The 17,904-nt window shown below is 60.9% G+C and carries 19 protein-coding genes; 16 read left to right on the plus strand and 3 right to left on the minus strand.

Annotation, left to right across the window (positions count from 1 at the left end; translation table 11 throughout):
* The first annotated feature begins 5 nt into the window (after nucleotides 1-5).
* The 16 genes from DKY63_RS30125 (at nucleotide 6) to DKY63_RS30205 (ending at nucleotide 13,519) form a co-directional block, all read left to right on the plus strand.
* Nucleotides 6-989 carry a peptidylprolyl isomerase gene (locus DKY63_RS30125; protein ID WP_110967457.1) on the plus strand — a complete coding sequence of 328 codons (984 nt, stop codon included), beginning with the start codon at nucleotides 6-8 and terminating at the stop codon, nucleotides 987-989.
* Nucleotides 990-1,213: 224 nt separating this feature from the next.
* Complete coding sequence (locus DKY63_RS30130) at nucleotides 1,214-1,747, plus strand: response regulator (RefSeq protein ID WP_110967458.1); 534 nt, start codon at nucleotides 1,214-1,216, stop codon at nucleotides 1,745-1,747.
* Nucleotides 1,748-1,831: 84 nt separating this feature from the next.
* Nucleotides 1,832-3,538 (plus strand): GspE/PulE family protein, encoded by a 1,707-nt coding sequence (locus DKY63_RS30135; RefSeq protein WP_110967459.1) that lies wholly within the window; start codon nucleotides 1,832-1,834, stop codon nucleotides 3,536-3,538.
* Nucleotides 3,519-4,322, plus strand: coding sequence for a hypothetical protein (locus DKY63_RS30140; protein ID WP_110967460.1), 804 nt, complete (start codon nucleotides 3,519-3,521; stop codon nucleotides 4,320-4,322). The genes DKY63_RS30135 and DKY63_RS30140 overlap by 20 nt, the downstream gene beginning before the upstream one ends.
* Nucleotide 4,323: 1 nt before the next feature.
* Nucleotides 4,324-4,881 (plus strand): PilN domain-containing protein, encoded by a 558-nt coding sequence (locus DKY63_RS30145; protein WP_110967461.1) that lies wholly within the window; start codon nucleotides 4,324-4,326, stop codon nucleotides 4,879-4,881.
* Nucleotides 4,868-5,416 (plus strand): GspMb/PilO family protein, encoded by a 549-nt coding sequence (locus tag DKY63_RS30150; protein ID WP_110967462.1) that lies wholly within the window; start codon nucleotides 4,868-4,870, stop codon nucleotides 5,414-5,416. The genes DKY63_RS30145 and DKY63_RS30150 overlap by 14 nt, the downstream gene beginning before the upstream one ends.
* A complete protein-coding gene (locus DKY63_RS30155; RefSeq protein WP_110967463.1) occupies nucleotides 5,416-5,934 on the plus strand; it encodes a hypothetical protein in 519 nt (172 codons plus the stop codon). The genes DKY63_RS30150 and DKY63_RS30155 overlap by 1 nt, the downstream gene beginning before the upstream one ends.
* Entirely contained in the window at nucleotides 5,931-7,787 is a 1,857-nt protein-coding gene (locus tag DKY63_RS30160) for a secretin N-terminal domain-containing protein (protein WP_110967464.1), read from the plus strand. The genes DKY63_RS30155 and DKY63_RS30160 overlap by 4 nt, the downstream gene beginning before the upstream one ends.
* 2 nt (nucleotides 7,788-7,789) lie before the next feature.
* Nucleotides 7,790-8,263 carry a type II secretion system protein gene (locus tag DKY63_RS30165; RefSeq protein ID WP_110967465.1) on the plus strand — a complete coding sequence of 158 codons (474 nt, stop codon included), beginning with the start codon at nucleotides 7,790-7,792 and terminating at the stop codon, nucleotides 8,261-8,263.
* A 4-nt stretch (nucleotides 8,264-8,267) separates the two neighbouring features.
* Nucleotides 8,268-8,642 (plus strand): type II secretion system protein, encoded by a 375-nt coding sequence (locus tag DKY63_RS30170; protein WP_110967466.1) that lies wholly within the window; start codon nucleotides 8,268-8,270, stop codon nucleotides 8,640-8,642.
* On the plus strand, nucleotides 8,617-9,156 hold the full coding sequence (locus tag DKY63_RS30175; protein WP_110967467.1) for a type II secretion system protein: 540 nt from the start codon (nucleotides 8,617-8,619) through the stop codon (nucleotides 9,154-9,156). The genes DKY63_RS30170 and DKY63_RS30175 overlap by 26 nt, the downstream gene beginning before the upstream one ends.
* Nucleotides 9,153-9,542 carry a curli production assembly/transport protein CsgE gene (gene csgE, locus DKY63_RS30180; RefSeq protein ID WP_110967468.1) on the plus strand — a complete coding sequence of 130 codons (390 nt, stop codon included), beginning with the start codon at nucleotides 9,153-9,155 and terminating at the stop codon, nucleotides 9,540-9,542. Before DKY63_RS30175 ends, csgE begins: the two co-directional genes overlap by 4 nt.
* Nucleotides 9,539-9,955 carry a curli assembly protein CsgF gene (locus DKY63_RS30185; RefSeq protein WP_110967469.1) on the plus strand — a complete coding sequence of 139 codons (417 nt, stop codon included), beginning with the start codon at nucleotides 9,539-9,541 and terminating at the stop codon, nucleotides 9,953-9,955. Before csgE ends, DKY63_RS30185 begins: the two co-directional genes overlap by 4 nt.
* Nucleotides 9,956-9,986: 31 nt before the next feature.
* A complete protein-coding gene (locus DKY63_RS30190; protein ID WP_110967470.1) occupies nucleotides 9,987-10,847 on the plus strand; it encodes a CsgG/HfaB family protein in 861 nt (286 codons plus the stop codon).
* A 971-nt stretch (nucleotides 10,848-11,818) separates the two neighbouring features.
* Nucleotides 11,819-12,079: a DUF6124 family protein gene (locus DKY63_RS30195; protein WP_110967471.1), complete on the plus strand. Its 261-nt coding sequence runs from the start codon at nucleotides 11,819-11,821 to the stop codon at nucleotides 12,077-12,079.
* 267 nt (nucleotides 12,080-12,346) lie between these two features.
* Nucleotides 12,347-13,519: a hypothetical protein gene (locus DKY63_RS30205; protein ID WP_162634944.1), complete on the plus strand. Its 1,173-nt coding sequence runs from the start codon at nucleotides 12,347-12,349 to the stop codon at nucleotides 13,517-13,519.
* A gap of 144 nt (nucleotides 13,520-13,663) precedes the next feature.
* Here DKY63_RS30205 and DKY63_RS30210 read toward each other — a convergent pair whose 3' ends face one another.
* From DKY63_RS30210 to DKY63_RS30220, 3 genes are read right to left on the minus strand one after another with little or no spacing between them, the layout of a single operon-like run.
* Nucleotides 13,664-15,112, minus strand: coding sequence for a curlin (locus DKY63_RS30210; RefSeq protein WP_110967474.1), 1,449 nt, complete (start codon nucleotides 15,110-15,112; stop codon nucleotides 13,664-13,666).
* A gap of 27 nt (nucleotides 15,113-15,139) precedes the next feature.
* Nucleotides 15,140-15,601 carry a curlin gene (locus DKY63_RS30215; RefSeq protein WP_110967475.1) on the minus strand — a complete coding sequence of 154 codons (462 nt, stop codon included), beginning with the start codon at nucleotides 15,599-15,601 and terminating at the stop codon, nucleotides 15,140-15,142.
* Nucleotides 15,602-15,660: 59 nt separating this feature from the next.
* Nucleotides 15,661-17,904 (minus strand): Ig-like domain-containing protein, encoded by a 2,244-nt coding sequence (locus DKY63_RS30220; protein WP_110967476.1) that lies wholly within the window; start codon nucleotides 17,902-17,904, stop codon nucleotides 15,661-15,663.

Below are 17,904 nucleotides of genomic sequence, written 5' to 3' on the forward strand. Positions count from 1 at the left end.
CAAACATGAAGCTCAACACTGTGCTGGTCCTGTTGTCGTTGTGGATGTACATGGCTTTCAACAGCAGTGCATTCAGCAGCAATGAGCCGATCGCCGCGCGGGTCAATGGCAAGGAAATCACCCAGATGCGCCTGGAGCGTTATTTCGCCGAGTACCTGGAGGATCAGGGGCGGGCAGTGGCGAGCATCCGCAACCCCTCGGCCTACAAAAAGCTGCGCCAGGCCGCGCTGGACGCCCTGATTGACAAGGAACTGCTGTGGCAGGAAGCGCAAAAGCGCGGGGTGCAGATCAGCGATGCCACCGTGCAAAGCCAAGTCGAGCAAACCCGCCAGGCCATGGGCGGTGCGCAGGTGTTTGCCCGGCGCCTGGAGGACGCCGGCTTCGATGAAGCCACTTATGCCGATTACACCCGCCGTGAACTGGCGGCCCAGCAGGTGTATGCCGAGCTCAATCAGGCCCAGATCCAGAAGACCGGTACGCCTGACGAAAAAGAGGTCCGGGCGTTCTTCGATGAGCACCGCGCCGAGATGAATCAGCCCGAGCAGGTGCAGGTCAGGCATATCCTGATCAAGGTGCCTCAGGGAGCGGAGGCTTCCACTGTGGCCGCGGCAAGACTACGCTTGGAGACAATCCGTAAAAAAATCGGACAGGGTACGGATTTCGCCAGCGTCGCCCGCGAGTCTTCCGAAGACGTATCCGCCAGCCAGGGTGGCGAGTTGGGCTACTTCCCCCGGGGACGCATGATGCCCGAGTTCGAGGCAGCGGCTTTCGCCCTGGCACCGGGGGCGATCAGCGAGCCGGTACGCACGGCGGTCGGCTGGCATTTGATCTACCTGGAGAACCGAATGGAGGCAAGTGATGTCACAGATGAGCAGGGACTTGAAATGGTACGGGCGTACCTTGCCCGACAGAAACAGGTCCAGGCTCGTCTACAGGTTCTGGCGCAGATACGTGCCGGCAACCGGATCGAACGGATTGACGATGAATGAAGGGTTTTCCCCAAAAGTGGGGAATGCCTTCAAAACGCACCCGTTCGGTTTTCCCCGTTTTTGGGGGATGGGGTACGTGGACGAAAAGGCATTGTCAGTAAATTCAAGGACATGAAGACTTAAAATTACCGGCGCTCAGCCTGGCATGAAGTGTGCGTTAGACCTTGTAAGGCGCACTCTCTACCAGGTTCGGTATTCGGACCTGCGGTTTCAAGGAGTCCACCTTGTTAAACAAAGTACTGGTTGTTGAAGACGAACAGCTGCTGGCGGAAAACCTTCAGGGTTACCTGCAGGCGCAAGCGCTGGAAGTCCGGATAGCTCACAACGGTGAGACGGCCATCGGCGAAGCGATGAGCTTTTCACCTGATGTGATGGTGTTCGATTACCGTTTGCCCGATATGGAAGGCTTTCAGGTGCTCGATGCCGTCCGCCAGAACAGGAATTGCCATTTTGTGCTGATCACGGGGCACCCCACCGCAGAGGTTTGCGAAAGGGCCCGCCAACTGGGAGTCAGCCATATCCTGTTCAAACCCTTTCCGTTGGCGGAATTGGCCCGTGCAGTCTGCGATCTTCTGGGGGTAAAGCGCGAACCCAACGCGAACGTGAGCCCATCCGAGGGCTTTGTCGAACGACGCCAGAGCAGGACCGAAAGTTTCCCGCTGCAGTTGTACGACGGTAGTTGGGTGCTCGCGGATCGCCGACGAAATTCGACGACCACCAAGGCACCAGACGACGAACAACTGCTCACCGGGGAGTAATGGCGCGACAAGACGTTCCGGCACCCGCCGCAATGGCTCGCCGCGCCGACAGGGCTCTAAGCCCCGGGCGTTGGAGAGCAAGCCATGGACCGTCTGTCACTTGTCGTCGATGCTGTGCCGCTGGACTGCGTACCGACCCGGTTTACCAGTGAACAATTAGCCCAGGCGCGAATCCTGGCCGCCAGTTCTGGCGAACGAGTCCTCAATGCCCTTGCCGACCTGAGTGAACTGGCGCCCATGCCGTTCATCCAGTGCCTGGGCGCCACCCTGCATTATCCGGTGCTCGACACCGACAGCCTGTTCCAGGCCACTCCTGTGTTCGATCGGGTCACCCTGGCCCAATGCCTCAAGCGCGAATTCATCCTGCTGCGTCATGACGAGGCGGTCATCGGCGTGTTCGCCGACCCCTTCGACACCGCGCGCCTGGCCTGGATCGACGATTGCCTGCACGGCGCGCCGCTGTACCTGGTGCACGCCGACGATCTCAAGGCTTACCTGGCGCGCCACGAAGAGAGCTTCCACGCGGTGGAGTCGCTCAACGCGCAGTCGGACTCCAACATTGAAATCGACAACCTGCAGACCCTGTCGCTGACCAGCATCAGCGAAGACTCGAGCGTGGTGGTCAAGCTGGTCAACTCAACCCTCTACGACGCGCTGAAAATGCACGCCAGCGATATTCACCTGGGCACCACCGGCAACGGCCTGGTGATCAAGTACCGCATCGACGGCGTGCTCAACAACATCAGCAAGATCCAGGGCAGCGAGTTCGCCGAACAGGTGATTTCCCGGGTCAAGGTCATGGCCGAACTGGACATCGGCGAAAAGCGCGTACCTCAGGACGGTCGTTTCAAGATCGGCATCAACGGCCGGCAGATCGACTTCCGGGTGTCGATCATGCCGAGCATTTTCGGCGAGGACGCCGTGCTGCGGGTGCTCGACAAACAGGACTTGGCCGACAAGGTCTGCGGCGTGCAGTTGCAGGCCCTGGGCTTCGAAGAGGAAACCCTGCGCCAGCTGCGCCGCCTGGCCGCCGAACCCTACGGCATGGTGCTGGTGACCGGCCCGACCGGTAGCGGCAAGACCACCACGCTGTACGCGATGATCACCGAGATCAACCACGGCGTGGACAAGATCATCACCATCGAAGACCCGGTGGAATATCAACTGCCGGGCGTGCTGCAAATCCCCGTCAACGAGAAGAAAGGCCTGACCTTCGCCCGTGGCCTGCGCTCGATCCTGCGTCACGACCCGGACAAGATCATGGTCGGTGAGATCCGTGACCCGGACACCGCGCAGATCGCCGTGCAATCGGCACTCACCGGGCACCTGGTGTTCACCACCATCCACGCCAACAACGTGTTCGACGTGATCGGCCGTTTCACCCAGATGGAAATCGATCCCTACAGCCTGGTCTCCGCGCTCAACGCCGTGCTGGCCCAGCGCCTGATCCGCCTGGTCTGCGCCACGTGCAGCGCGCCCTACACCCCGAGCGAGGAAGAGCTGGAAACCTCGGGGCTCGATCCGCAACAGGTCGGCCACTACCACTTCGTGCATGGCAAGGGTTGCGGTCACTGCCGTGGCACCGGTTATCGCGGCCGTAGCGCCATCGCCGAACTGCTGCACCTGGACGACGAGCTGCGGCAGATGATCGTCGAGCGCCAACCGATTTCGAAAATCAAGGCTCATGCCTGCAAACGTGGCTTGCACCTGCTGCGCGAATCCGCGCTGGAGCTGGTGCAACAAGGCCGGACCACTCTCGAGGAGATCAATCGTGTCACTTTTATCTCGTGAGCGTTATGTCGCCGTCATCGGCGCCAGTGGTGTCGGCCTCGGTCAGCGCCAGGGCAGTCAGACCCTGTGGCTGGGCAGCGTCGGCTACATCGACGAAGGCTTCGGCGCCTGGACCGTGGCCCTGGAAACCCTGGACCGCCTGCTGGGTGAACATGCCCGCGCAGGTTCCGAACTGACCGTGGTCATCTCCGGGCACTTCAGCCGCTTCTGCCTGGTGCCCTGGAGCGAGCAGATCAGCAGCCCCGAAGAACTGCGCGGCTTTGCCCAGCTGTGCTTCGAGGACCTTTACGGGGTGGCGAACCAGCCCTGGAGCCTGGTGCTCTCGGCTGAACCGGCCGGCTACGACCGGATCGCCACCGCGCTGCCACAGGACCTGCTGGACCGCCTGCGCAGCCTGGTCAGCGGTCGCGGCCTGCGCCTGCGCTCGGTGCAGCCGTACCTGATGGCGGCCTTCAATCACTTCGACAAGAGCTTCGAGGCCGGGGACTTCCTGTTCGTGGTCGCCGAGCCGGTGCGCAGCGTGTTGCTGGTGGCCCGCGAAGGTCGTTGGACCTCGGTACGCTCGGTGGGCAGCAACGACAGCGACGTCTCACTGAGCGCGCTGATCGGCCGCGAAAGCCAATTGCTGGCCTCCACCAGCGATCGCCCGCTGAACGTTTACCTGCACGCTCCGGCGCGCATCGAATCGCACCCGGAGATTCACGGGGTGCACCTGCGGACCCTCGAAGAGGACCGGACTGCCGTACACGATTGCCTGTACGTCATGTCCCGGGCGGTGGCCTGACATGCGCGCCCTGATGCTCGACTTTCAACCTCGCAGCCGTTCCACGCCACTGGGCTGGAGCCTGCTGGCCGGTGGTGTGGTGCTGACGCTGTCCTGCATGGTGATTGCGCAACACCTGAGCGGTGAGACCGAACAACAGCAAGGCCACCTGCAGACCACCCAGCGTGTGCTCAGTGGCGACACCAGCACCGGCACCAGCAGCAAAGTTGCCCTGACCCCGGCGGAAACCCGCGAACAGGCGCAGAACCTGGCGGAAATGCGCAAGGTCTCGCAACAGCTGCGCCGCCCCTGGGAACGTCTGTTCGCCACGCTCGAAGCCATGCCCCGCGACAACATCGCCTTGCTGTCGCTGACCCCGGATGCCCGCAAGGGCCAGGTGCGCATCACCGCCGAAGCGCGGGACCTGGAAGCCATGCTCGATTTCCACCAGCGTCTGGAAGCCACCGACGAGCTGTCCGATGTGTCGCTGCTGAGCCACGAGATCGTGACCAACGTGCCGGAGCAACCGGTGCGCTTCAATCTGTCGGCTACCTGGGAGATTGGCGATGCAAATCCCTAAATTGATCGTCCGTGAATACCTGCAAAGCCTGGGCGTGCCCGGCCTGGCCGGCATGGCCCTGATGGTGGTGGCGGTGATTTACGCGCTGGCCGGGCTGCTGCCGGACTGGCAGTCGCTGCAAAGCCTCAGCCAGCAGACTCAGGAAGCCCGCGAGTACCTGGCCAAGGTCGAAGACGGCACGGTGGCCGCGCCGGTGGTCCCGCAGCGCCAGCTCGATGACTTCCGCAGCAAGTTGCCGGCGCAGCCTCAGGCGACCGTGGCCATCGACAAGATCTACGCCCTGGCCGCCCAGGAGCGCATCACCCTGTCGCGGGGCGAGTACTCCCTGGGGATCGACCCCAAGACCCACCTGGCCCGTTATCAGATTCTGCTGCCGGTGCGTGGCAGCTACCCGCAACTGCGGCGCTTCATGCACGCCTTGCTCGGACAGCTGCCGGCGGTGGTGGTGGAAGACCTTGAGTTGCAACGCAAGAAAATCGCCGACACCGACCTTAACGGACGGATCCGCATGACCCTTTACCTGTCGAGGTCATGATGAACAACAAACGCGTAGTGGGTTGGGTGGCGTTCCTGGGCGCGGCGGCAGCGCTGACCTGGTTCTCCGATGTCTTCAAGCCGGCCGAGGAGGCCGGTGTCGAAGTGGCCGCCGTGGCCACGCCGGCCAAGGCCACCAGCGACGGCAAGCTGCCGGCCGCCAAGGCAGGCGCGGCACCCGCGCCGATCAAGGACCTGAGCCCGGCAGGCGACTTGTTTGCCGCCAGCAGCTGGAAGCCGGCACCGACCTTGGCTACCGTCACAGAGCAACCTGTCAATGTCGCCCCGGTCGTGCAGGCCCCGACTGCACCGCCGATGCCTTTCCAGTTCATCGGCAGGATAGATGACCGTACCGACCTGCAGGTGTTCCTGCAGAACGGCGAGAAGATTTACGTCGTGCGCAAAGGGGATGTAATCGACGCAACATGGAAGATCGAGCGGATTTCCGACATGGAACTGAGCCTGGTCTATCTGCCTTTGCATTTGTCCCAGACTCTGTCTGTAGGGAGTGCGCAATGAACAAATCCCGTCTGTTGATGAGCATGTGTCTGTGCGCAGGATTGGCTGCTTGCAGCTCGGCACAGGTTGCCAAGGATGAAGGCACGACCCTGATGGAGTCGGGTCAGTACGAGGCCGGCCTGGCCCGCATCGAGCAGGGGATTCGTGAGAACCCGCGCGATACCGAACTGCACCTGGCGCTGACCAGCGGCCGTGCCCGTGCGGTGACGGCGCTGTTGAGCCAGGGTGACATGGCCCGCGCTCAACGGGACTTCGCCACGGCGCGCCTGACCTATGGCCGGGTGCTGAAGATCGAAGCGCACAACCGTCGGGCCCAGGACGCCATCGAGCAACTCGACCACATGCGCAGCCTCGATGAAAAACTCGAACTGGCCCGTGGCGACCTGCGTCGCGGCGACATCTACGGTGCCGACCGCCAGGTCAAACAGATCCTCGAACTGGACCCCAACAACGACGGCGCCCTGGAACTGCAAAGCAACATCCGCCTGGTGCAGAGCCGCAACGTGGTCCAGTACCCACAGCTGCGCACTCGCCTGGACAAGCCGGTCACCCTGGAGTTTCGCGACGCCAACCTGAAAACCATCTTCGAAGTGCTGTCCCAGGTTGCCGGCCTGAACTTCATCTTCGACAAGGACCTGCGTCCGGACATGAAAGCCACCATCTTCGTGCGTGACGTGCGCATCGAAGACGCCGTGGAACTGCTGCTGCAACAGAACCAGCTGCACCAGAAAGTGGTGAACGAAAACACCCTGCTGATCTACCCGGACTCGCCGCAGAAGCTCAAGGATTATCAGGAGCTGGTGATGCGCACCTTCTACCTGACCAGCATCGATGCCAACACCGCGCTGAACATGGTCAAGACCATGCTCAAGACCCGCGACGTGTTCGTCGATGAACGCCTCAACACCCTGACCATGCGCGACACCGCCGACGCCGTGCGCATGGCCGAAAAGCTTCTGCAATCGCAAGACCAGTCCAACCCGGAAGTGGTGCTGGAAGTGGAAGTGATGGAAGTCGCCACCCAGCGCATTCTCGACCTCGGCCTGCAATGGCCGAACACCTTCGGCGTGGTCAACAGTGACGGTTCGGCCGTAACCCTGCTCGACCAGCTCAAAGGCATCGACTCCAGCCGGATCACCATCTCGCCATCGCCACAGGCCAAGATCAACGCCCAGGACAACGACATCAACACCCTGGCCAGCCCGGTGATCCGCGTGAGCAACCGTGAACAGGCGCGTATCCACATCGGTCAGCGCGTGCCGATCATCAGCGCCACCTCGGTGCCGTCGACCCAGGGACCGGTGATCACCGAAAGCGTGACTTACCTGGACGTCGGTCTGAAACTGGAAGTGCAACCCACCGTGCACCTGAACAACGAAGTGGCGATCAAGGTCGCCCTGGAAGTGAGTAACGCCACGCCGCTGGAACCGACCCGTCAGGGCACCATCCCGGTCCAGGTCGATACCCGCAACGCCCAGACCACCCTGCGTCTGCACGATGGCGAAACCCAGATCCTCGCCGGCCTGATGCGTAACGACCATGGCGCCACCGGCAACAAGATCCCGGGTCTTGGCGACATCCCGGGTCTGGGCCGCCTGTTCGGCAGCAACAAAGACACCGTGGGCAAATCGGAACTGGTGCTCTCGATCACTCCACGGGTGGTGCGCAACCTGCCGTACCAGAGCCCATCGGACATGGAGTTCACCACGGGTACCGAGACCAGCATGCACATCGCGGCGCCGGACCGCAGCCTGCAGTCGACCGTACAGACCGAACACCTGGATCGGCCGATTGCCACCAACGCCAGCGTCAACCCCAACACCAACGTCGAAATCAGCGTCGGGAAGCCTTGATCATGAAAGCCTCGCAGAGCGGTTTCACCCTGATCGAAGTCGTGGTGACACTGGCCCTGATCGGCCTGCTGGCCGGCATGGCCGCGCCGCTGACCGAGACCCTGGTGCGCCGGGGCAAGGAACAGGATCTTCGCACCGCCCTGTATCAGATCCGCGATGCCATCGATGCCTACAAACGGGCCTTCGATGCGGGCTATATCGAGAAAACCCTCGACAGCAGCGGTTACCCGCCGAACCTCAAAGTGCTGGTCGAAGGTGTGCGTGATGTGCGCAGCGCCAAAGGGGCGAAGTTCTACTTCCTGCGGCGCATTCCCCATGATCCGCTGGCGACGGCCAAGCGTGACGACGACGGCGGCTGGGGCCTGCGCGCTTATGACAGTTCGGCTGACAACCCACGGGATGGCCAGGATGTCTTCGACGTCTACTCCAAGGCCCGTGGCAAAGGCCTCAACGGCATCGCCTACCGGGAGTGGTGAGCATATGCGCCGGCAAAAGGGTTTTACCCTGCTCGAACTGATGGTGGTCATGGCAATCATCGCAACCCTGATGACCATTGCCTTGCCACGCTACTTCAACAGCCTGGAGGCCTCGAAAGAGACCACCCTGCGCCAGAGCCTTTCGGCCATGCGCGAAGCGCTGGATCACTACTACGGCGACACCGGGCGCTATCCCGATTCCCTCGATCAGTTGGTGGAGCTGCGTTACCTGCGCAACCCGCCGATGGACCCGATTGCCGAGCGCAAGGACACCTGGGTCATGGTGCCACCGCCTGAAGGCGTTGCCGGCGGCGTGGCGGATATCAAGAGCGGTGCCACCGGGAGGGCGCGTGATGGCAGCCTTTATTCCGAATGGTAAACCGGCTTCGCAGGACGGTTTCACCTACATAGGCGTGCTGCTGCTGATCATGGTGATGGGCATGGGCCTGGCCAGTGCCGGCGAGTTGTGGGCCACCGCCGCACGCCGCGACCGCGAACGCCAACTACTCTGGGTCGGCACCCAATACGCCCAGGCGCTGCGCAGCTACTACCGCAGCTCGCCGGGCCTGGCCCAGTACCCGAAAGAACTCGTCGACCTGTTGCAGGACGAGCGTTTTCCCAGCGCCAAACATCATCTGCGCCAGCTCTATCCGGACCCGATGGGTGGCGGTGAGTGGTTCCTGATGCGCGGCTTCGACGGACGCATCACCGGCATCGCCAGCAGCTCCACCGACAAGCCGCTCAAGCAAGTGGACTTCCCGGCCCAGTGGTCGGACTTCACCGGCATGACCAGCTACAAGGACTGGCAGTTCGTGGCCGAAAAAGCCTTTAGCGATGGCGCTTCGGGACCGGTCAAGGCCCAGTCGAACGCACCTCAGGCATTACAGCCATGAAACGCTTTTGCCTGGCGCTGATCCTGGTGCTGAGCGCAGGCACGGCCGCGGCCGCCGAAGAAGACGAGATGCTCGGGTTCATCATCGACGACACCATCTCGCACATCGGCCACGACTTTTACTACATGTTCAGTGAACGGTTGCGGGCCACCAGCCCGATGGATTTCAACCTGGTGGTACGCGAACGGCCATCGGCTCGCTGGGGCAGCCTGGTGACTGTGGAGTTTCAACAACGCCTGGTTTATCGGCGCTTCCTGCCGCCGAACACCGTGGAGCTCAAGGACGACGCCTATAACGCCGCCGACTGGGTACGCGGACAAATTGCTCAACGCAAGCTGGAAGCCTTGTTGCAGGACACCACGGACCTTGAGAGGGACGAACTATGAAAACAAAAATGATGTTCAAACACGCCGGTCTTTGCCTGCTCGGCCTTGGCGCCTGTGCGCTGGCCCAGGCCACGGAGCTGGTCTACACCCCCGTCAACCCCTCGTTCGGTGGCAACCCGTTGAACGGCACCTGGCTGCTCAACAACGCCCAGGCGCAGAACGACTTCGACGATCCGGACTTGAAGGACCGCACCTCGGCGACGGCGACTTCGGCCCTGGACCGTTTCACCGCGCAGCTGCAATCGCGGCTGCTGGGGCAGTTGCTGGACAACATCAACAACGGCAACACGGGCAGCCTTTCCACCGACGCGTTCATCGTCAACGTCGTCGACGACTCAGGGCAGTTGACGATTGAAGTCACCGACCGGGCGACCGGCCAGCTTTCGGAAATCAAGGTGAATGGTCTGAATTGAAATGGATTCGGGTCGTTGGGGAGTTAAGGACATGAAAAAAATAATAGCGCTAGGGCTGATGTTGGCGGCATTGCAAGGGTGTGCACTGCGCGAGCCGTTGCCGGCCGAGCAGGACTCGAAAATCCCGACCCTGACCCCCAGGGCCTCGACCTACTACGACCTGATCAACATGCCACGGCCCAAGGGCCGCTTGATGGCGGTGGTGTACGGCTTCCGCGACCAGACCGGCCAGTACAAGCCGACTCCGGCCAGTTCGTTTTCCACCAGCGTCACGCAAGGCGCGGCGAGCATGCTGATGGACGCCATGCAGGCCAGCGGCTGGTTCGTGGTGCTGGAACGTGAAGGCCTGCAGAACCTGTTGACCGAACGCAAGATCATCCGCGCCTCGCAAAAGAAACCCAACACCCCGGTGAACATCCAGGCCGAACTGCCACCGCTGCAAGCGGCGAACATGATGCTCGAAGGCGGGATCATCGCCTACGACACCAACGTCAAGAGCGGCGGGGAAGGGGCGCGTTACCTGGGCATCGACATCTCCCGGGAGTACCGCGTCGACCAGGTCACCGTGAACCTGCGGGCCGTGGACGTGCGCAGCGGCCAGGTGCTGGCCAACGTGATGACCAGCAAGACCATCTACTCCGTGGCCCGCAGTGCCGGGGTGTTCAAGTTCATCGAGTTCAAGAAACTGCTGGAGGCCGAAGCCGGCTACACCACCAACGAACCGGCGCAACTGTGTGTGCTGTCGGCGATCGAAGCGGCGGTGGGGCATCTGCTGGCGCAGGGGATCGAGCGGCATCTGTGGCAGGTGGCCGGGGATACGGCGGTGTCCGAGCAGAATGAAACGCTGGATCGGTATTTGACTCAGAACAAAGTGACGCCTGAAGAGGAGTGAGTGAACCGAGGCAGCCTTCGGGCCGACCTGACTCTGCTTGATGTACACAATTCCCCTGTGGGAGCGAGCCTGCTCGCGATGGCGATCTTCCAGCTGATCTGGCTGTCGCGGATGTACACGAACCCTGTGGGAGCTGGCTTGCCAGCGAAGGCGGCCTGATAGCCGACCTGGCTTTTGTTGACTGAGTACATATCCATTTCTTCGGTAACGGCCGCTTATGGTTTCGCCCTTACGGCGACTCACTTTTTTGACAAACGCCTCAAAAAAGTAAGCAAAAAAAGGCTCGCCCCGGCGTCCGGCCCCTCGCTTAGGCTCGGCGTTCCTTCGCTCCGGCATTCATCCGGGGGCATCGCCTCCGGTTTGCTTCGCTGCACCTCCTCTCGATGTGTGCGGCTGCGCCGCACGGCGCTACGCGCCTTACCCCCGGATAAACGCCTCCCCTCAGCCTCCCGAAGGGGCAGGTGGATCAAGATCAAAAGCTTGCAGGCGAGCTAACGCTCGGCCTGTTGAGTGGTGAAGAGCGGGTCAGGTGTACGCCGTCCCCTGTGGGAGCGAGCTTGCTCGCGATGGTCGTCAACGATAACGCTGGCAGCCTGACACCCCACGGTGTTCTGTCGTCCATCGCGAGCAGGCTCGCTCCTACAGAAAAGCGCTTACATCTTTAGGATGTCTGTAGGACTCGGAGCGAGGCTACATCGCCTTGCGTCGCCGCCTACACCTACGCCAGAATCCGCCGGCTTGTGTGCCTTGGTATCCGACTCTATTGTCGCCGGGTCGCTGAAAACTCAGCGATCGGGTTTAGCAGCTCGACCAAAATCAAGGCGCGCCAGTGTCACCTCGTTATGGTGGCTGTGCGTGGGGCACTTCGGTGCGCCGGGTTCCTTGATCCCTGGTCTGCTAACCCGCGTACAGCCGCCACCTCTTCGTTTAGCAGCGATGGGTGACGGCTCCATTGATCAAGGAGCTCCACCATGCCAAAGCCCACCCCCAATCCCCCAGAATCCCCAACCGAAAACCCCGCCATATCGAAACCCGCGACCACTCACACCCCCAGCACAATATTCGCCATCACCGCCGACATCCGCACCGAAGACCTGCTGGCCCACGCCTGCGAATCCCTCGCTTCAGCCAGTGTCATGGCCAGCGATGGCGGCCTGACAGCCGACCTGATTTCACGGATGTCCCCAATCCCCTGTAGGAGCGAGCCTGCTCGCGATGGTCGTCAACGATAACGCTGGCAGCCTGACACCCCGCGGTGTCCTGGCGTGCATCGCGAGCATGCTCGCTCCTACAGAAAAGTGCCTACACCTACGTTTGTCTGGCTACGGGTTAAGTGTGCGGATTGTTCGCCAAGAGCCCCTCTATAGTCCCTCCGTTTTTCCTGCTGCCCCGCCCACTCGTGGCAGACCAGGTTTTGCGGGGCGCGGCGATTTTTTATAGCGAGATATACACCGGCGGGTTACAAGGTTCTTTTACTCAAAAAGAGTCGAATTTATAAAATGCCTGCTGCTTTATTTAGTTTGGGTGCGAGAGCAATTGGTCCACCAGTTGATCGCAAAGCACTTATACCGACGAAAGTAAGTGACTTGGGGTCGATCTTGAGCTTTCCAGGTTTTTCGTTTTCTGACTTTGAATGCATCATTAAAGATAAAGGTATAAATACCGATTGCTTGAGTGATGCCTTTAAAGATGAGTTGATACTTCTGTGCGAGTACTTCAAGGGCGATTCCAAACAGTTTTTTTGTGGCCAGTTGATTGGCTGGGCTGAACGTAATGTGTCCCTGATTGCATTATGTGATCGCACTGAAGCTGGTGACGCTGGAATTATCGTAGCCATTCAGAAGTATGCCGTTCAGCAGCTTTTTTTACCGGATACAGGCAACGGGGCGTCGCTTGATCGCTGGCAGTTGCTGAAAGACTGTTTTCAACTGCATGAAAGAGAACCCGATCAGGTTTTATTAAAGGCCATGGCTTTTGAGGTGGATGAATATGAATATACATTCGGTCAGGAGTTCAGGTTTTTTGGCAATACGACGATCATCAGGTGGCTGGGCGATATTGGGTTAAGTTCGTTGTGTGAATATGAAGATGGAAAGTTGGGGAAGGAATTGGGGTATGCAGATGTTGAATCTGTGAATCATTTTTTAATCAAGCCGGAAGTAGTGAATGGCAGGCTCTTGTGGGGTGATGGGGAGGTAATTGACCGGAAACTTTTTATCTATGTGTTGAGTTCTGATTTTGAGTTCAGGCTTGTCGAACAAGTAGAAGGGCGTGGGCGCTGCAATCATTCCTATATGAACGGCGGACTGCCTGTCGTTTGTGCCGGGGAAGTGGCTATTGAAAAGGGTAAGGTTGTGGGTATTAATAATTTAAGTGGTCATTATCGCCCCTCGGAAAAAAGCTTGCATGTTTGCCTGGAGGTACTTAGGGGTAAGGGCGTTGTTTCTGAAGAGTGCTGCATTATGCATTTGGACGAAGAACTGAAGCATTTGTTTTTCGATGAGTATTTTATGCAGGGGATAAAAAATAATGATGGCTTAAAGGGTGACCCAGTACCGGCTTCGGTGCGGGGTCATGATAATAAACCGCGAGAAAAGTTGATTTTTCCGAGATGGCAGTTGGACGCTGATTCAGTGATTAAACGAACTCTGGCAGGGCGCAAGGTCAGTTGAGCCAGCTCTGCGGTCTGACAAGCCGATCGATTTACATTTTTTCGTCAATAAGGCGGAGTACCTCTCCGCCCACTCTTGCAAATTCCCATGCCATAAAAAAACCGCGACCCACCCCCGGGAGTCGCGGTTTTTCGTGCTGCGCGATTATTTTTGCAACACTGTTGCCTGGTTGGCGTCGCCGTACTGCTGAACGTTGGCGGTCTGGTAGCTGCCACTCTGGTCGACGCTGGCGATGTTGCCGGTGCCGCCCTGGGTGACGTACGCCACGTTCATGGTGTCAGCCTGCTTGATGGTGATCATGTTGTCATCGCCATACACCTGGTTGGTGTAGGCCTGGTTGCCGGTGCCTTCCTGGTTGAACTCGGTGCTGTTGCCGGTGCCGTTGGTGCTGCCCTGGGCCAGGTTGGTGGTGCCGCGCTGGTCGGCGATCAGGATGTTGTCGGTGCCGTTCTGGTCGAAGTACAGCTCGTTGTAGGAATCGGCCTGGCTGATGGTGGTTTTGTTGCCATAACCGGTCTGGTTGGTGGTCATGATGTGGCCCACACCGTCCTGCTTGAAGCTGGCGATGTTGCCGTTGCCGTTCTGGTTGACGGTGGCTGTCTGGCTGCTGCCGAACTGGCCGCCCAGTTGCGGGCCTTTCCAGTTGCTGGCGTAGACCTTGTTGTCGTCACCCACCGAATTGGTCTTGAGCACATGGCTGTCGCCGCTCTGGTAGGTGTAGTGGACGTTGTTGTTGCCCAGTTGGTAAATGCCGACGGTGGAACCGACCGACTCGAACTGGTCGGCATAGATGGCGTTGGCGTTACCGATTTGCAGCACATTGGCCGCGTTGTTTTCGCCAAAGCTCTGGTCGACGATGGTTTCGTTGGTGCTGCCGTACTGGTTGATGGTGGCCTGGCTGGCGGTCTGGGTGTCTTGCCAGACTTCGACGCCGTTGTTGTCGCCCGCCTGGTTGACGGTCAGGGTGCTGTCTGCTCCGTAGCGCTGGTCGCCGTAGGCGTAGTTGGTGCTGCCGGACTGGTTGATGCCGATCGTGCCGCCCATCTGGTTGATCTGTTCGGCGGTGGCGTAGTTGGTGTCGCCGTACTGGATGATCACGGCGGTATTGCCGCCGCCCAGCTGGATCTGTTCGATGTTGGCTTCGTTGCTGTCACCGTACTGGTAGGTCTTGCCGGTCGTCCCTTCCTGGCTGTCCTGATAGACGAACGAGAAGTTGCCGTTGCCTTCCTGTTGTTGCAGCACCTCGCCGGCACCGACACCGATCGACTGGCTGGCATGGGCGGTGTTGGTGGTACCGATCTGGTTCTGGGTGATGGTGCTGCCGTCTTCGAACAGTTGCTCGGCGTAGCCGGCGTTGTAGTCACCGGTCTGGTTCTGGGTAATGGTGCTGGTGGCGGTGTCCTGTACGGCGGCCGCGTCGTTGCCGGTGCCGATCTGCAACTGGGTGGCGGTGGCGGCGGGCGCGTTGGTCTGTTTCACATTGGCGATGTTGGCGGTACCGAACTGGCCCTGGGTGGATACGCTTTCATCGGCCATTGCCTGGACACTGACAACAACCAGGATTGCGGCGGTAAGGGGCGTCAATTTGAACATGATGAAACCTCCAAGAAGTGCAGTGCTTTAGCGATATTGGGTGACCGAAACGCTCATTCCATTTCCTGCCTGGGTCACAGCACTCTGCTGCCCCGTGCCGGCCTGGACGATGCTGGCGTCGTTGTTATTGCCGTTCTGGGATATCTGTGCACGGTTGTGGCTGCCACTCTGGTTGATCAATGCGGCGTTGCCGGAACCTTGCTGGTTGATCCAGGCCATCAGGTCGCTACCTTGTTGCAGGATGTAGGCTTCCTGATTGCTCCCTTGCTGCACGATCTGGCCGAGCAGCGACTGGCCGTTCTGTTGCACCAGTGCGATGTTGGCCTGGCCGTTCTGGTCGATCAGTGCGCGCTGGCCCACCGGGGGTGGCAGCTCGCCGAGATCGGCGCCAGGCGCCAGGTCATCGTTCTCCATCAAATCGTCGGCGCGCACGCCGGCGCTGCCGCAAAGCAGGAGCAGGCAGAGCAGGGCGGCGGTCGACTTTTTCATGGCGTCTTCCTTTCGCGAGAAGTGATCCCCTCCACTCGGCGAGTGGAGGGGGTGGTGGCTCAGTTGGCGATCACCTGAACCGTGCGCACGGTGCCTTGGGACGAGGTGATGGTGGCCTGCGGGTTCGCCGACGGAATCACGTTGGTGATGTTGTTCGCCGTGAACCTCCAGCGACCGGTCACCGGCACGGTGGTGGTGCCCAGGGTTTGCAGCCCGGTCGGGGTGGTGACCTGGATGGTGATGGTGTTGCCGGTGGTCACCGACGAGGTCCCTGCAAAGTCCCAGGTGAAGCGGTTATTGGAGCGGGCCGACACCGTCGCCGTGGTCACCGTGAAGGTTTCCGCAGCAGGCCGTGGCGAGACTTGCACCGTGACCGTCGCCGGGGTCGCCGACACAGCACCGAAGCTGTCCCGGACGAAGTAGCTGAAGGTCGTGGTGAAGGCCGTCGTGACCGAGGCCGGTGGGGTATAGGTCAGGACCGTGCCATTGCTGGTGACGGAGCCGCGACCTGCCGGTGGTTGGGTGAAGCTGGCGACCGCCAGTGGCAGGTTGTTTTCCGGATCGGTGTCGTTCGCCGTCACGTTGATCGGAATGGCCACGCCAAGGGTGGTGACACTGTCGGCGACCGCAGTTGGAGCCTGGTTGGGCGCCACGGTGATGGTCACGGTCGCCGGGGTGGTCGAGGCCAGGCCCTTGGCGTCTTGCGCCTTGTAGGTGAAGGTGGTGGTCAGTGGTGCGTTGACCACGGCCGGTGGGGTGTAGATAACCGCGGTAGTGCCGCTCAGCGCCACGGTGCCCTGGCCGGTAGGCGGTTGGGTCAGCGCGGTGATGGTCAGTGGATTGTTGCCGTCCGGGTCGGTGTCGTTGGCCAGCAGGTTGAGGGTGATCGGCACCCCGAAGCTGGTGCTGCCGGCGTCGGCACGGGCAATCGGCGCCTGGTTCTCGCCGGTGTCCGGTGCGGTGCCCAGCACGGTCACAGGTTCGACATCGCTGCCGCCGGCGGCGGATTTGATGGTGACCGTGGCCGGAGGCTGCGGCAGGTTGGAGACGGTCAGGCTTTGCAGGGTGCCGGCCTTGGTCAACCGTCCGTAGCCCTGGGCGACCATGTCCGGAATGCCCACTTCGTCAGACGAGCTGGCTTCGATCAGCAGGCTGTGGTTGCTCCAGCTGTAGCGCGCGGTCTTGATTTTCACCACGTCCGAGAGCTTGCGCGAGACCGCTGTCGGCTGGGTCGTGCCGCCCGGGTTGGTGGCGGTGACCACCACCACGGGAGGCACGGGGCCGGTCGTCAAGTGGCTGCCGTAGAACTGGCCGGCGCTGCCGGTCATGGTGAACGCGCACGGTGAAGCCGGTGGGCCCGGGAAGAGGGCCACGGTTTCACGGAAGCACAGGGTCGAGCTGGCATCCGAACTGCCGAATACTTCCACCCGGGTGCTGCTGGTGCCCGGGCCTGTGGACGTGCGGCGGTAAGTGGCGCGGCCGATGTCCACTTTGGTTTGGGCGCGGCTGTCGAGAATCTTGCCGGACACGGTGAACAGGTTGGTCTCGATGGTCCCGGCCGGACCCTGGACGCGCAGGAAGTTGGTGTTGAGCGGGCTGCCGGTGACCGCTTCGGGGACGTTCGGGTCGCCGATGAAATTATCGACGGTGCCGGTTTCCGGATTCACGGCGGTGTAGGGCGGGGTGAGACCGCGCAGGAACGGTCCGATCTCGCCATTGAGGGCGCCGCTGAAGTCGCCGGGTGCGCCGATGCCGATGTCGCGGGTGATGTTGATCGCCCGACGGCCCGGAGTGGTGACGTTGACTGTTTCCACGCCGTAAGGGTGGGTGATGGTGTAGACCCCGGCGACGGGAACGTTCACCCGAATGCGGATCCGGGCGAAGCTTTGCTGGTCGCCATCGATAGGGTTTTCCGATGCGAAGGCCGCTTCGACCCCGGCTACATAGGCATCAACACCATAGGTGCCATTCTTGTTGATGTTGGTCTCGGCCAGGAACCAGAACGCCTCTGGTGGCCAGTTATCCGGGAATACGATCGGCTGGGTGTCGTCGAAAATGCCGGGTTCTGGATTGAGAATGCACATGTAGGCCGGTGGCACGGTGGCAGCCACTCGCGTACTCACGGCCTTGGACTGGCACAATTCCAGCGACAGCAAACCATTGTCCTGATACCACGCGGGGAATTTCCCCGTGGCGAAGGTGTAGGGACCGGTATCGACGGCAGCCAGTTGCGCGAACGCACTGCCCGATATCGAGAGAGACAGCCCGAGCGCGTTGAGCGCAAAGCGTGGCCACTTATTCAT

Source organism: Pseudomonas putida, assembly GCF_003228315.1.
GTDB lineage: Bacteria > Pseudomonadota > Gammaproteobacteria > Pseudomonadales > Pseudomonadaceae > Aquipseudomonas > Aquipseudomonas putida_S.